At 68.9% G+C, this 14,056-nt stretch carries 17 protein-coding genes; 5 read left to right on the top strand and 12 right to left on the bottom strand.

The annotated features are described in order from the left end of the window. Window positions 1–49: 49 nt before the first annotated feature. The 3 genes from alkB to CLM73_RS22620 form a co-directional block, all read right to left on the bottom strand. A complete protein-coding gene (alkB, locus tag CLM73_RS22630; RefSeq protein ID WP_105240328.1) occupies window positions 50–703 on the bottom strand; it encodes a DNA oxidative demethylase AlkB in 654 nt (217 codons plus the stop codon). A gap of 1 nt (window position 704) precedes the next feature. Continuing rightward, a complete protein-coding gene (locus tag CLM73_RS22625) occupies window positions 705–1,418 on the bottom strand; it encodes a 2OG-Fe(II) oxygenase (RefSeq protein ID WP_105240327.1) in 714 nt (237 codons plus the stop codon). 103 nt (window positions 1,419–1,521) lie between these two features. Continuing rightward, the gene (locus CLM73_RS22620; RefSeq protein ID WP_105240326.1) at window positions 1,522–3,063 is read right to left on the bottom strand and encodes a phospholipase D family protein; all 1,542 of its coding nucleotides are present in this window, start codon (window positions 3,061–3,063) and stop codon (window positions 1,522–1,524) included. A gap of 118 nt (window positions 3,064–3,181) precedes the next feature. Between CLM73_RS22620 and CLM73_RS22615 the strand changes: the two genes are divergently transcribed. Both CLM73_RS22615 and CLM73_RS22610 read left to right on the top strand, forming a co-directional pair. Next, entirely contained in the window at window positions 3,182–3,757 is a 576-nt protein-coding gene (locus tag CLM73_RS22615) for a helix-turn-helix domain-containing protein (RefSeq protein ID WP_105240325.1), read from the top strand. An 8-nt stretch (window positions 3,758–3,765) separates the two neighbouring features. Then, window positions 3,766–4,302: a GNAT family N-acetyltransferase gene (locus tag CLM73_RS22610; RefSeq protein ID WP_105240324.1), complete on the top strand. Its 537-nt coding sequence runs from the start codon at window positions 3,766–3,768 to the stop codon at window positions 4,300–4,302. Between the two features lie 21 nt (window positions 4,303–4,323). Here the strand turns inward: CLM73_RS22610 and CLM73_RS22605 are convergent, their stop codons facing one another. After that, the gene (locus CLM73_RS22605; protein WP_105240323.1) at window positions 4,324–4,656 is read right to left on the bottom strand and encodes a hypothetical protein; all 333 of its coding nucleotides are present in this window, start codon (window positions 4,654–4,656) and stop codon (window positions 4,324–4,326) included. Window positions 4,657–4,913: 257 nt separating this feature from the next. Here CLM73_RS22605 and CLM73_RS22600 point away from each other — a divergent pair, with 257 nt between their 5' ends. Next, on the top strand, window positions 4,914–5,729 hold the full coding sequence (locus CLM73_RS22600) for an SDR family NAD(P)-dependent oxidoreductase (RefSeq protein WP_105240322.1): 816 nt from the start codon (window positions 4,914–4,916) through the stop codon (window positions 5,727–5,729). Here the strand turns inward: CLM73_RS22600 and CLM73_RS22595 are convergent. Continuing rightward, complete coding sequence (locus CLM73_RS22595; protein ID WP_105240321.1) at window positions 5,726–6,481, bottom strand: sulfite exporter TauE/SafE family protein; 756 nt, start codon at window positions 6,479–6,481, stop codon at window positions 5,726–5,728. The two genes, CLM73_RS22600 and CLM73_RS22595, sit on opposite strands and share 4 nt — an antisense overlap. After that, the gene (locus CLM73_RS22590) at window positions 6,478–6,894 is read right to left on the bottom strand and encodes a hypothetical protein (RefSeq protein WP_105240320.1); all 417 of its coding nucleotides are present in this window, start codon (window positions 6,892–6,894) and stop codon (window positions 6,478–6,480) included. Before CLM73_RS22590 ends, CLM73_RS22595 begins: the two co-directional genes overlap by 4 nt. A gap of 121 nt (window positions 6,895–7,015) precedes the next feature. Here CLM73_RS22590 and CLM73_RS22585 point away from each other — a divergent pair, with 121 nt between their 5' ends. After that, window positions 7,016–8,029, top strand: coding sequence for a LysR family transcriptional regulator (locus CLM73_RS22585; RefSeq protein ID WP_105240319.1), 1,014 nt, complete (start codon window positions 7,016–7,018; stop codon window positions 8,027–8,029). On the opposite strand, the gene CLM73_RS22580 is transcribed toward CLM73_RS22585, so the two are convergent. After that, complete coding sequence (locus CLM73_RS22580; RefSeq protein WP_105240318.1) at window positions 7,953–9,353, bottom strand: MATE family efflux transporter; 1,401 nt, start codon at window positions 9,351–9,353, stop codon at window positions 7,953–7,955. The genes CLM73_RS22585 and CLM73_RS22580 overlap by 77 nt on opposite strands. 132 nt (window positions 9,354–9,485) lie before the next feature. On the opposite strand from CLM73_RS22580, the gene CLM73_RS22575 reads away from it, so the two are divergent. Next, the gene (locus CLM73_RS22575) at window positions 9,486–9,962 is read left to right on the top strand and encodes a MarR family winged helix-turn-helix transcriptional regulator (protein ID WP_105241672.1); all 477 of its coding nucleotides are present in this window, start codon (window positions 9,486–9,488) and stop codon (window positions 9,960–9,962) included. Here CLM73_RS22575 and CLM73_RS22570 read toward each other — a convergent pair. The 5 genes from CLM73_RS22570 to CLM73_RS22550 all read right to left on the bottom strand — a co-directional run bounded on the left by CLM73_RS22570 (window position 9,949) and on the right by CLM73_RS22550 (window position 14,003). Beyond that, complete coding sequence (locus CLM73_RS22570; protein WP_105240317.1) at window positions 9,949–10,857, bottom strand: DMT family transporter; 909 nt, start codon at window positions 10,855–10,857, stop codon at window positions 9,949–9,951. The two genes, CLM73_RS22575 and CLM73_RS22570, sit on opposite strands and share 14 nt — an antisense overlap. Before the next feature lie 79 nt (window positions 10,858–10,936). Beyond that, window positions 10,937–11,788, bottom strand: coding sequence for an AraC family ligand binding domain-containing protein (locus CLM73_RS22565; RefSeq protein ID WP_105240316.1), 852 nt, complete (start codon window positions 11,786–11,788; stop codon window positions 10,937–10,939). A gap of 67 nt (window positions 11,789–11,855) precedes the next feature. After that, entirely contained in the window at window positions 11,856–12,347 is a 492-nt protein-coding gene (locus CLM73_RS22560) for a hypothetical protein (RefSeq protein WP_234015713.1), read from the bottom strand. Beyond that, window positions 12,344–12,892: a hypothetical protein gene (locus CLM73_RS22555; protein WP_105241670.1), complete on the bottom strand. Its 549-nt coding sequence runs from the start codon at window positions 12,890–12,892 to the stop codon at window positions 12,344–12,346. Before CLM73_RS22555 ends, CLM73_RS22560 begins: the two co-directional genes overlap by 4 nt. Before the next feature lie 145 nt (window positions 12,893–13,037). Next, window positions 13,038–14,003, bottom strand: coding sequence for a LysR substrate-binding domain-containing protein (locus CLM73_RS22550; RefSeq protein WP_105240315.1), 966 nt, complete (start codon window positions 14,001–14,003; stop codon window positions 13,038–13,040). Window positions 14,004–14,056 lie beyond the last annotated feature (53 nt).

Genomic DNA, 14,056 nt, shown 5'->3' with positions numbered 1-14,056 from the left:
TGGGTAACCAAGGCGGTTCCACGGGGGCGCCGGCAGAGGCCGGGCGCCCCTATCCCGCCTTGCGAATCGTGAAGTTGATGCGCCGGCTGCCCAGCCGCGGATGCGGCAGGTCCTTCAACGGCATCACGCCGTGAAACCGCAGCCGGTCCACGCCGCCCCACACCACCACGTCGCCATGAAACAGCGGCACCCGCGCCGCGCGGTCCGCGCGGTCGTCTCCCCCGAACAGAAACATCGCCGGCATGCCCAGCGACACCGACACGATGGGCGCGCCGAAATCGCGTTCGTTGCGGTCCTGGTGCAGCGACAGGCGCGAGCCGGGTTCATAGCGGTTGACCAGGCACGCATCCGGCGCGAAATCCGGAAAGCCGGCCTCACGCGCCGCGTCCTGCGCCAACTGCCTGAAGGCCTGCGGCATCGCGGGCCACGGCTGGCCGGACACCGGGTCGATGCGGCTGTAGCGATAACCCCGTGCGTCCGTCGTCCAACCGAGCTCGCCGCAGTTGGTCAACGCGACCGACATCGTGTAGCCGCCGGGCGTCTCCATGTGCCGGAACGGCGCCTGCGCGGTCACCTCGTCCACGCCGGCCAGCAGCGCGTCCACGGTCGGCAGCGCAAAGCCGCGCAGCACCACCGATTGCGGGCCGAGTATCACGCGGCCCTGCTGGGCGGGATCGTCGCCGCCGAATAGATCCAGGGTCATGTCACACCGCGTCGTGAAAGATGATGCCCAGCGTATGGCGCTGTCCCGACCGCAGTTCGCTGACACCGTGGCGCATGGCCACCTTGCGCCACCCGCGCACGCCGGGAACCGGGCGCTGGTTCACCGTGAAGATCAGCGCATCGCCCTGTTGCAAAGGCAGCACGTCGGCGCGCTGCTCGCGGCTGCCGGTTTCCGTCATGACGAATTCACCGCCCGTGAAATCCGCTTCGGGCGCGGACAGCAGCACCGCCACCTGCAACGGAAACACGTGTTCGCCATACAGGTCCTGGTGCAGGCAGTTGTAGTCGCCCGGCCCGTATTGCAGGATCAGCGGCGTCGGCCGGCGCTGGCCGGCCGCATGGCAGCGCGCAAGAAAATCCGCGTGGTCCGCCGGATACTGCACGGCGATGCCCATCTGCCGGTTCCACCGGTTGGCAATGGGCGCCAGTTGGGCATAAAGCGCGCCGCGCAGGCGGGCAAGCAGCTCCGGCAAGGGATAGCGGAAATACTTGTATTCGCCCCGCCCGAATCCGTGGCGCGCCATCACGATCCGGCTGCGATAGCGATCATCGTGGTCGTAGGCGGCCGACAGCCCGTTGCATTGCGCAGGCGTCAACAACGCGGGCAGGATGGCGTTGCCGTGCGCGTCGAGGTCGGCGGCGGCGCGGGTCCAATCCTGCTGCGCGAGCAGGGCGTCGGCGGGCGTCGTGGTCATGGTCGTTGAATGGAAAACCGGTGCGGAAAAACTGCTGCGTCCAGTCTACGCCTTGCGGACAAGCGGGCCACTCCGCTTGTTGCGGTTTTCGACCGTTGCACCCCTACAGCAACGGCTCCAGCGGCAGCAGCGACGCCACCCACACCGTCGCGCGTTGCAGCAGGCTGGCGCCAGGTTCGCGGTCGTGGCGCAGGGTATGGCCGTCGCGCGCTTCCAGCCAATAGAGCTTGCCCATGTCGTCCAGTTTGACCTGGTAAGCGGTGCGGGGCAGTTCCTCTTCAAAGGCCTTCTCGATGCCCCGCGCCAGCGCGGGGCTGTCGATCACGAATCCCAGCTCGGTGTTCAAACGCGCCGAGCGCGGATCGAAATTGAATGACCCGACGAAGACGCGCTCGCCATCCACCGCGAAGGTCTTGGCGTGCAGGCTGGAGCCTGAACTGCCGAAGGGGCCCATGCTCTTGTTGCGCTCGACGCCCTGCACCGCGCGCTTCATTTCGTAGAGCTCGACGCCGGCGGCCAGCAGGTCCTTGCGGCGCTTGGCGTAGCCCGAATGCACGACTGCCACGTCGGTCGCTTCCAGCGCGTTGGTCAGCACCCGAACCTTGACGCCATTGCGCGCCATCTTGGCAAATGCCTGCGTGCCCGCGGCCGTGGGTACGAAATAGGGCGACACCAGCAGCAGTTCCTTTGCCGGCTCGCCCACGATCTCGTGCAACTGGTGCGGCAGCATCGCCTCGCGCGGCGCGGTGCCCAGCGTCTTGCCGGGATCGTCGCTGACCATGCGGGTGCGCGCCCATTCCAGCGGCAGCTCGCCGCGCAGCAATTGCCGGATGAAGGGCAGGTCGCGCATGGCCTGCGCATAGGCCGCGGCCTCGGGCGATTGTTCGACCGCGGCGGCATCCGCCTCCAGTTCTTCCAGTTCGTTCGACGCAGCCTTGCGCACGATGCCTGCGACCGGATAGGCGGATTCGCTGCGCCAGTAGCGGTCGAAATCGGCCGACACGTCGCTGACGGCAGCGCCGATGGCCAGCACGTCCATGTCCCTGAACAGCACGCCGTCGGTGGCGCCAAAGTACTCGTCGCCGATATTGCGGCCGCCGACGATGGTGGCCTGGTTGTCGGCGGTGAACGACTTGTTGTGCATCCGGCGATTCAGCCGGTTGAAGTCCGTCAGGTAACCGAGCGGCTTGGGCCAGCGCAGTGTGAAGGGGTTGTAGAGCCGGACCTCGATGTTCGGATGCCCGTCCAGCGCGGACAGCGTCCGGTCCAGTCCCGCCGTGCCGTTGTCGTCCAGCAGGAGGCGCACGCGCACGCCGCGGTCGGCGGCCTCATGCAGCGCCTCGAACAGCATGATGCCCGTCATGTCGTCGTGCCAGATGTAGTACTGCACGTCCAGGCTGCGCTCGGCCGCGCGCGCCAGCATCATGCGGGCGGCAAAGGCGTCCAGGGGATTGGCGAGGGCGTGGATGCCGGACTTGCCGGGATGCGCGGCGGCCAGCGGGGCGATCGCCTGGCCCAGGGGCGTGGCCCCGGCCTCCTCAGCGGTAAGGCCCTGCGACACGCTGCGCTTGTCCAGCGAGGGAAGGGAACAACCGGAGGTCAACGCGCAAAAGATGGTCATGTAGAGGAGTTTGCCCAAGTGCATGACCGCTATTGTGCCGAATGCGGCGCGGGTCGCTCGTAGTGTCCGGCGGGCGAACGGATTGCGCATCGGGGAAACCACGCGGTCGACGTTTTTTCATATCTGGGATAAATTCCCGAATATGGAACAACCAAACGCCACCGCCGATGCCGGGCTGGATCTTCGCCTTGCCGCCCGGCTTAAAACGCTGCGCCAGGACCGGGGCTGGTCGCTGGACGATCTGGCCGGCCGCGCCGGCATCAGCCGCGCCACGCTTTCCCGGCTTGAGAACGGCGAGGTCAGTCCCACCGCCAGCGTGCTGGGCAAGCTCTGCGCCGCCCATGGCATGACCATGTCGCGCCTCATGCTGATGGTCGAGGACGACTTTGCCGCCCGCGTGGCCGAAGCCGCGCAGGCGGTGTGGGTGGATGACAGCGTGGGCTTTCGACGCCGCTCGGTGTCGCCGCCGTCGCAGCGCCTGGCGGGCGAGGTGCTGGCCTGCGAACTGGCCGCCGACGCCAGCATCCGTTACGACCACTCCCCGCGGCCGGGCCTTGAACACCATCTGCTGATGCTGGACGGAGAGCTTTGCGTCACGGTGGATGGGCAAGCGCATCGCCTGCTGCCGGGCGACTGCCTGCGCTACCAGCTCTTCGGCGCCAGCGCCTTCGTCACCCCGCCGCACAGCGGCGCCCGCTACCTGCTTTTCATCGTCTGAGCCTTGCCATGACCCCTGCAAATCTTGAATTGACGCTGCTGACGGCCGACGCGGCCGAGGCCGCCACCCCCGATCTGGCCACCCTGCTGCACGCGTGCGTGCAGGGCGGCGCCAGCGTCAGCTTCGTGCTGCCGTACACGGTTGATGATGCGCAGGCGTTCTGGCGCCGCAAGGTGCTGCCGGGCGTCGAGAGTGGGGCGGTCAAGCTGTGGGTCGCGAGCGTGGATGGGCAGGTTGCCGGGTCCGTGCAGCTGGATGTCGACACGCCGCCGAACCAGCCGCACCGCGCCGAGGTGCGCAAGCTGCTGGTGCATCCGGATTTCCGCCGCCAGGGCATTGCGCGCCGGCTGATGCACGAGGTCGAGGACATGGCGCGCCGCCTGCATCGCAGCCTGCTTACGCTGGACACGCGCACGGGCGATTCAGCCGAGCCGCTGTATGCGTCGCTGGGCTATCAGACCGTGGGGGTGATTCCGGGTTTTGCGCGCGATCCGCTCGACCCGGCCAAGGTGGATGGAACGACGATCATGTACAAGCAGCTATGACCGGCGTTCCGGGCGGGGCGATCAGGCCAGCGGCTTGATGCCCACGCTATAGGGCGGCGCGTTGCCGCGCGCGGCGGCCTTGATCTTCAGCATCGATCCGCCGGGCGTGTACTCGAAGTCCTGATAAGGGACTTCGAACCATTGGTGGAAGCTGGTGCGCGAAAACTCCGGCACCCACACCTTTGCCCGTTTGGCGTCGCAGTGGAATTCCACCAGCGTGCGGTCGATGCCCAGCGGGCGGGTATTGCCGATGCGGTAACTGACGCGCAGTTCGGCGCGCGCGACGCGGCCGGGCTGCCAGGGCAGGCCGATAGATTCCATGAAGTGTTCGATCGCCTCAATGCCGCGATGCATAGCTAACTCCGAAAGCAGCGGGAAAAACGCCCCGCAGTGACCCGCCGCGCATGGCGGCGGCAAACAGACGGATTATCCGCCATATCGCATTGCCGTAGAAATAGGCAGGTTTCACGCAAGATCCTGCCTGTACGCCCGCGCGGCCGATTCTTACTATCCTGTCCAGGGCCGCGCCGGCCGCGGCTTTGCGGAGCGCGGGGGCATCGGCCGGGCAGCCAGGCATCTTGCCGGGGCTGCAAGCAAGGGAAGGGAATCGCATGAATACCGAAAAAATCTGGTTGGTGACGGACGTGTCGGCGGGACTGGGCGTCACGCTGGTCAAAATGCTGTTGGACCAGGGGCATAAGGTCGCGGCCACGTCGGGCGATGGCGATGCGTTGCTGGAAGCGGTGGGCGCCAAGCTGGAAGGCCGGTTCCTGCCCTTGACGGTCAACCTGGCCGACGAGCGCGCGGTGCGCCGCGCGGTGGACGCCACAGCGGCGGCCTTTGGCGGCATCGACGTCGTGGTGAACGGCGCCGGGCAGGGCGTGCAAGGCGCGCTTGACCGTTTGTCGGACGCGCAACTGCGCGGCACCTTCGATACGCATGTATTCGGGGTGTTGAATGTCATCCGCGCGGTCATGCCGCGCTTGCGCGCGCAGCGCGGCGGGCATGTGTTCAATATCTCGTCGATTCTTGGCTTCGATGGCCGCGCGCCGGAATGGGGCGCGTACAGCGCCGCCAAGTTTGCCGTCAGCGGGCTGACCGAATCCCTGGCCACGGAGGCCGCGCCGCTGGGCATCCGCGTGTCGCTCGTCTATCCGGGCGCGATGCGCGCGGGCAGTGCCGAGCAATCCCCTGAGCTGGCCGCGCGCGGCGTGCAGGGCTGGGACCAGAGCGGCGACCCGCTCAAGGCGGCGCAGGCGCTGATCCAGGCCGCCGAGGCGCAGTACGCGCCGCTGCATCTGTTCCTGGGGCGCGATTCCTTCGACCAGGCGCGCAGCAAGATCCAGTCGGTGCAGCAGGAGCTGGCGCGCTGGCGCGAGATGTCGGTGTCGATCGGTGCCGTTGACGCAAGCCGCCTGGCCGCCTAGCTCCCCAACAGCCCGCGCCCGGCCTGGTAGGCGCCCAGCAGCGCCAGGCTGATCATGAAGCACAGCTTGAACGTGCGCGGCGACAGCCGATTGCGCAGCCGCTGTCCCAGCGCCATCCCGGCCAGCGCCGGCAGCAGCATCAGGAGCGACGCGCTGGCGGCGCCTGCCGTGTAGCCGCCATTCAGCCAGAGTCCCGCGGCCAGCGCCACGGTCGACACCGTGAAGGAAATCCCCATGGCCTGGATGAGCGCGTCCTTGTCCAGTTTCAGGGCTTGCAGATAAGGCACGGCCGGGATGACGAAGACGCCGGTGGCGGCCGTGATCACGCCGGTGACCGTGCCGACCGCGATGCCGACCCATGGCTCGTGCCGGGGCAGCACGGTGGGCGGCGTGCCAAACAGCCCCCAGGCGGCGTAGGCCACCAACGCCAGTCCCAGGCAGATGCCGGCCCATTCGCCCGAGGGCGGACCCAGCCACAGCGCGCCCGCCACCGTGCCGACGCAGACGCCGGCCTGCATGCCGGCGATCCGGCGCAGGACCGCGCGCATCGTGACCCACGGCAGCGCCTGCCACAGGTTGGTGATGAGCGACGGCACGATCAGCAGCGCCGCGGCTTGCGCCGGCGCCATCACCAGCGCCAGCAATGCCATGGAAATGGTGGGCAGGCCCAGCCCGACCACGCCCTTGACCACGCCGGCCAGGATGAAGACGGCGACAACAGCCGCGAGCAAAGCGGGATCGAGAAGATTCATGCGGGCTCGCAGTGCGCGGTCAGCGCGTCCTTGGGGCGGCCGAACAGGGCGTAGGCCACATCCTGCGACGGGCCTGCGTTCTGGCGGGCGGCGCGCAGCAGCCACGCGCGTCCCTCGCACAGGTCGGCGGGCAGCGAGGGGCCGTACAACGCCGGACCGCCGATCAGCACCATGCCCAGCATCCGCTGGGCGGGCTGGTGGTCCGCGCGCGCGGCGGCGCGCAGCCACGTCAGCATCGCGCCATGGTCGCCCTGCGTCTGGGCTTCCAGCGCCAGCGCAAATTGCTGGGCGGGCGTGATGGGGCCGCCAAGCCCGGTGTTCGCTTCGGCCCCGCCTGAGGCGTGCAGCGCCAGTGCGACCAGGGCCAGGCCCGGCCAGCGCGCGGCGCGGCTGCGCAAGAGTGAAATGTTCATGGTTTCCGCCTGTCTGGGTGGGTATGGACGCATTCTGCTGCGCGCGCCGGGCCGCGCCTATCGGGATCTGGCGTACCCAGGCTATGGATGCGCCTGAGGCTCGCGTGCTACGCTTTTTTCCATGCGCTTTGACCTGACCGACCTACGCCTTTTTCTGAACGTGCACGAAACCGGCTCCATCACGGCGGGCGCGGGGCGGTCGCACATGACGCTGGCGTCGGCCAGCGAGCGCATCCGTGGCATGGAAGACGCCCTGGGCGTGCCGCTGCTGGTGCGCGAGCCGCGCGGCGTGCAGATCACGCCCGCCGGACGCACACTGGTTCACCACGCGCGGCTGGTGCTGGGCCAGATCGACCGCATGCGCGGCGAGCTGGATCACTACGGGGCCGGACTCAAGGGGCATGTGCGCGTGCTGTGCAACACCACCGCGCTCAGCGAATACCTGCCGCCCGTGCTGGGCGCCTTTCTCAAGGACCATCCGCATATTTCCGTCGACCTCGAAGAGCGCCTCAGCCACGAGATCGCCGACGCGCTGCGGACCGGCGCGTGCGACATCGGCGTGCTGGCGGACTCCGCCGACCTGCACGGCCTGCGCACGCGCATCTTTCGCCACGACCCGCTGACGCTGATCGTGCCGCGCGGCCATCCGCTCGCCGCGCAGCCACAGGTGCTGCTGGAGGATGTGGCCGGGTTTGAATTCGTGGGACTGGTGCAAGGCAGCGCGCTGCAGGAGCACATTTCGCATCACGCGCGCCGCAGCGGCAAGGCGCTGTCCTATCGCGTGCGGCTACGCAGCTTCGATGCCGTGTGCCGCATGGTCGGGCAGGGCGTCGGCGTGGCCATCGTGCCGCGCGCGGCGGCCGTGCGCTACGGCCGCGCGGCGGGGGTAAGCCGCGTGGCGCTGGCGGATCCGTGGGCGTCACGCGATCTGGTGCTGTGCGTGCGCGACGATCTTCCCGCGTATGCGGCGGATCTGGTGGCCTATGCGTTGCGCGACGCGCCGGCAGGCGATGCAATCCAAGCGCCCGTGGACCCGGTCCCCGACGCGCCTGCGCGCGTCACCGCGCGAACAGCCGGCGCCCCGGCAGGTGGCCGCGGTCGAACCACGAGCCCGACGCGACGGCGGCCAGGATGATCAGGCCGTAGACGCACATCGCAACGGCCGAGATCACGAAGAACACCGTCAGCGAACCGGTGACGTGCAGCGCGATGCCGCCCACGCCGATGCCGATCAAGAGCCGCAGGAATCCCGCCGTCAGCGGCCACTTCAGCCTGCCCGCGCCCTGCGACGCGAAGTACAGCGAAAAGCCCAGCGCAAAGAAGCCGTACACCGGACCCACGATGCGCAGATAGCCGGCGCCCGCCTCCAGCATGTGGTCCTGCGCGCCGAACAGGCGCAGCCACGCTTCGGGGAAAAACGCCGCCGTCAGCCCGATCGCTTCGGCCAGCACGAAAGCCATCGCCCCGCCCGTCAAGGCGATGCGCAGGGCGCGCTCGGGCTGGCCGGCCCCGATGTTGGAACCCACCATCGCCACCATGGGCGCGCCCAGCCCGAACGCGATCGGCATCAGCAGGTATTCCAGCCGCACCGCCACCCCATAGCCCGCCACCGCCGCCTCGCCCGCGTAGGCGCCAACCAGCGCGGCAGTCAACGCCACCAGCGCGTTGGTCATGAGCGGGTTGATGGTGGCCAGCGCGCCCACGCTGAGGATGTTGCGCATCAATGTGGCATGCAGCCGGCTGGCGACCAGCCGCGCCGCGTTGCGTCCGCTGGCGCAATAGGCGCCCAGGATCAGCGTGCCGACGGCGTAGTAGATCACCAGCGCCCAGCCGCCGCCCGCCACGCCCAGCGCGGGGAACGGGCCCCATCCGAAGATCAGGCACGGCGACAAGGGAATCAGCAGCAGCGCGCCGCCGCAGATGACCGCGCCCGGCACCAGCATGTTGCCGGTGCCGCGAATGGCGCTGGCAAAGGCGTTCATCAACCACATCAGGATGATGCCGCCGAAGATCACATTGGAATACGCCAGCGCGGCATCGAGCGCTTCGCCCTCGGCCCCCAGCGCGCGGTACAGCGCCGGACCGAAGGCCAGCAGCAGCACGCAAAAGGCCAGACCCAGCAAGGCGTTCAGCACGACCGCGTGCAGCACGAGCTGGTCGGCCTCTTGTTGCCGGCCGCCGCCCAGGGCGCGCGCCACTGCCGCGGAAATCCCGCCGCCCATCGCACCCTGCGACATGTTCTGCATCAGCATCAGCACCGGCACGACGAGCGCCACGCCGGCCAGCACCGGCGTGCCCAGCCGCGCCAGAAACCAGGTTTCGATCAGGCCGGTGGACGACTGCGCCAGCATCATCAGGATGTTGGGCCACGCCAGCCGTGCCAGGGTGGGCGCGATGGGGCCATGCAGCATCGCGTGCAAGCGCGCATTGGCGGGACGTGGCGAAGCGGTCGCTGGCATGGGAAAGGCCGGAAGACGTGATTGGCAAAATTTACGTGCATATGCCAATATCTGTCAATTACGGGCTGGACGCGAACCCGCCCCGGCGGTAGCGTTATGACCTTGCCCGCCGATTTTTCTTCTTTGGCCGCCATGTCCGACGCCCCGCTCTTCGGCTCCGCCGTTCCCCCGGATCCGCTCGTCTGTAACGGCGCTGCGCTGCGCAAGGCGACGCGCCGCGTGTCCCAGCTCTACGACACCGTACTCGCGCCCTGCGGCCTGAAGGTGTCGCAGCATTCGATCCTGGTGCACATTGCGCGCGCGGGGTCGCCCTCGATGACCGACCTGGCCCGCGCGATGGTGCTGGACCGGTCCGCGCTGGCCCACAACCTCAAGCCTTTGCAGCGCGACGGGTATGTGCACATGATGCGCGACCCGCTGGACGGGCGCAGCCGCCGGGTCGAACTGACCGAGACCGGCCGCGCCAAGCTGGCGGAATCACGCCGCTTGTGGAAGGACGCGCAGACGCGTTTCGAGGCCGCGTACGGCGTCGAGCGTGCCGCGGCATTGCGCCACGCGCTGGCCGATATCTTTTCGGATGAATTTGCGCTGGCCTTCAGCCGGGGGTAGGTGCGGCCGGCCCGCTGCGCCGGGTCCCGCCCAGCAACACGACCGCGCCAAGCACGCAGCCCATGCCGGCAATCTGCGTGGCCGATAGCGATTCGCCCAGCAGACCGGCCGCCAGCATCACCGCCGATAACGGCGCCAGCGCCGTGAACAGCGCCGCTTCCGACCCGGGCACGCGCGCCGCGCCCGCATACCAGAGCAGAAAGCCGCCCACTGTGGGCACCAGCGCGTAATACGCAACCGCCGCGACCGCGTCCGGCGTGAAGGTCAGCGTCCACGGCGCCTCCATCAGGCTGGCCGCTGCCGAGAACACCAGGCCAAACGCTGCCATCACCGTCGACAGGGCAAGCGGCGCGACCGGCGTGCGCAGGCGCTTGTTCAGCAGGATGAAGAGCCCTTCGCACGCGACGGCGCCCACGATCAGCGCGTTGCCTGCCAGCGAGCCTTGCGCATCCGGTTCGGCCACCTCGCCCGACATCAGCCACACGCCAAACGCCGCCAGCGCAATCGCGGCCACGGCCGGCTTGCCCGGCCGCTCGCCCAGCAGCAGCACGGCGATGGCGGCGGTGACCAGCGGAAGCGTCCCAAGAATGATCCCGCCGTCCACCGCCGAGGTGCGTTGCAGCCCCGCGATGAGCAGGGTCGTGTACCCGACGCTGCCGGCAATGGCCTGCACCATCAGCAGCAGCCAGTCGCGCCAATTCAGCCTGGGCAGCCGCGCGCCCGATACCGCCATCAGCAGCGCGAAGCAGGGCAGCGCGATGGCAAAGCGCAGCGCGGTCGCGGTGAAGGGCGGCAGGTCCGCGCCTATGATCTTGCTGGCGGTCACGGTGCTGCCGACCAGCACCATGGCCGTCGCCAGATACAGATAACCGAGCCGCTGTTTGCTGATGGCCATCGCATGCCTTTTCCGTGGAAAAGCTCAGGCTACGTGCGGGGGCGGGGCCGGTCTTGAATGAAATTGCAGGGAAGGCGGGTCAGGCGCCGGCAGCCAACGCGTACCGGTGCGGCGACACGCCGTAGGCGCGGACAAAGAGCCGCGTCATGTGGCTTTGATCGGCAAACCCGGCTGATGCGGCGGCGCCGGCCAGCGCCACGCCCTGGCGGATCAGGCGGCGCGCCAGCAGCAGGCGGCGCTGCATCTGGTAGGCATGCGGGGTCAGCCCCGTGGCGCGCGAGAAGGCGCGCAGCACCTGGTAGCGGGAGAGGCCGCTGGCGCCGGCCAGATCGGCCAGCGACAACGCGGCGGCCGGGTCGTCGTCGATCAGGGAAATCGAATGGCGCAGGGACGCCGGGATGCCTTCACGATCGGGCGGGGCCATGGGCGCGCCGCGCGGGCCGCCCGCGTGCGCCAGCACGCGCAACAGGAGTGCATCGCAGGCCAGCCTCGACGCGCCGGCGGTGACCTGCGTGTAAAGCGCGAGGACGCGGCCCGCCAGATCCGGCTGGTTGCGGGCAGGGTGCTCGAACGCATAGCGCAACGTGCGGAACAGCACGCCCGCGTCGCCAAGCGTCGGCGGGCCGTCGCCCGCGATGTCTGCGGTGCAGGCGGCGACCACGCCGGGATCCAGATACAGCATCTGCCAGGCGCGTTCACCGTCCCCGATCGGCGCGCCGTCATGGACTTCGCCCGGATTGACCGTGATGACGTAGCCCGGTCCGGCCTCGACCTGGCCGCGCCCGCTATGCGATATCTGTGCGCCCGCGCGCATCACCCCGATGCCGAACTGCTCGTGCGTGTGCCGCGCGAACGCATGCCCGCTGCGGGCCGATACGGCCTGCACGCCGGGGATGGCGCTGCGTTGCATGTGGAACTGGCCAGCGGGCATGACAATGGACGGGGCGTAAAAAAGGCCGGTCCAGTATCGCCCGCCGCGCTTGCCGCGATCAAGCCTGCTATTGCAGTCCCGTCCAGCGCGCCACCGACGGCTCGGCCGAGGCCCACTTCCATTGCCCGTCCCGGCGCTGGCAGATCGTGCTCGTATAGGCGGGGGCGGCGCCTTCCACCTCTACGGTGAACAGCACTTCGCGGCAATGCGCCAGCGGCGTGTCGATGTCGCGCACCGCCTGGATGCTGCCGCGCTCGTTGCCCACCGGCAGGGTGCGCTTGATCTGCCACTGCCGGACTTCGCCGATGGGCAGCGCGCCGACCGTGTTGGCCATGACGTTCTGCTGGTCGTTCTTCCATTCGCGCAGCACGTACTTCACCGTGGCATCCACCACGGCCTGCACCGTCACGCCAATCGCAAAGCCGGCAACCGGATTGGCCGTGGCCGCGCCGCTCAGCGTGCCGACCACCGCGCCCGTCGCGGGACCGATCGAGGAACTCTGGCAGCCCGCGAGCGCCAGGCTGGCGGCCAGCGCCAGCATGCCAAACGCGCGCGTCACTGCAGCGAACCCCAGCGGGCCGTTGCCGGTTCGGCGCTGGCCCAGCGCCAGTTTTCGCCGTCGCGGCAGACGGTCGTGACGTAGAACTCGCGCTCGGGGTCGGCGCCCGCCTTGTCGGCAGGCGTGTCCACCGAGAACACCACTTCCTTGCATTGAAGGTCGCCGCCGCCGATCAGCCGGCTGACGGTGACCTGGCCGCGCGCGTCGTCCTCGATCGGCAACGCATGCTTGACGTTCCAGCTTGCGACCTTGCCGACCGCAAGCGCGCCGGCCGCCTTGGCGATCGCGTCCTGCTCTTCGCCGCGTGTCTGACGCTGCGCATAGGCCAGCGCGGCCTTCGCGCCTGCCTGCACGCCCAGGCCGATGCCGGTGGCCACCGTAGCGTTGTCGGTCACCTTGTTGGCGATGGCCGTGCCGGCGATACCGGCGGCCGCACCCGTGCCTTCTCCCAGCATCGAACTGCAGCCTGAAAGCGCGGCCAGCGCGGCGAGCCCCAGCAGGCAAAGCGCGCGGCGGCTCGCAAGGGTTGGCGAGATGGTGAACAAGCGGCGGCCCTCCTGCATGAAACTTGGCGGGCGCAAGTATAGGAGCGCGCACGGCCGCGCGGCCGAGGCCTTTACATTTGTTGGCATTTTTGTGGGGGCGCATGGGCCCGCTGCCCTTGCAGCGCCGCCGCGGCCATGCGGCGCATCACATCGGCCGCGTGCCCTTCAGATAGACCTCGCGCAACGCCGCCGCAAACAGCGCCTCGACGTCGCGCCGCAATCCATCGGACCGCGTGAACAGCGAGATCGGCGGAAGCGTCCAGTCAAACGAGTACGGCACGATGGCCGCGCCCGCAATGCGGACCAGCTCATCGGCGATGTCGGCCGGCAGGATCGTGACTGCGCGGTCGCTGGCCACGATCATCTCGCCGATCAGTTTGGACGAGTCGCTTTGCACGGACGGCGGCGGGGGCGCCAGTCCAGCCCGCAAGAAAATGTCGGCCACCTGCTCGCGGATCGGACTGCCCGGCGTGCCCAGGATCCAGTCCAGATCGGCCAGCCGGTTCCATTCCAGGCGCGACCGCCCCAGCCGGGCGGCCAGCCGGCGGCTGGCGATCAGACGCGGCTGCTGGTGGTACAGGACCTCGAAGCCGATGTTGCTCAGGTCGACCGAAGGCGTGGCCCATCCGACGACCACGTCCAGCGTGTGGTCGCGCAGTTGGCGCAGCAGCGCCGGCCCTTGGCCCTCGTGAATGGTCGCCGTCAGTTGCCGGCCCTGCGGCAAGGTGCGGCCGATGGCCGCCGACAGCATCTGGCCGGACACGAAGGGAATGACGCCGATGTGCAGGTGGGCGGCGTGCCCGGCCGCGACCGTTTCCATTTCCTGCACCAGATGGCCCAGGTCGTGGACCAGCCCGCGGGCGCGTGCCAGCACCACGGCGCCCATCGGCGTCGGCGTCATGCCCCGCACCGACCGGTCGAACAGGGGCACGCCGAACATGCTCTCCAGTTCGGCCAGCGCATTGGTCACGGCGGGCTGGCTGGTCGCCATGTGCTCGGCCACCCGGGTCAGCGACCCGTGCTGCTCGATCTGCAGCAGCAGCATCAGGTGGCGCATCTTCAGGCGCGAGGTCAATTTCCGGAAAACGGCGTCCGGATCAAAGGCTGTCATAGACAAGACATTAGGGAAACATAATGGGACGATATTAAATCCGAATGAACGCC

The organism is Achromobacter spanius (assembly GCF_002966795.1).
In the GTDB taxonomy this organism is placed as follows: Bacteria; Pseudomonadota; Gammaproteobacteria; order Burkholderiales; family Burkholderiaceae_B; genus Achromobacter; species Achromobacter spanius_D.
Note: the sequence above shows the minus strand (reverse complement) of the source record. Positions and strands in the feature narration are given on the sequence as shown.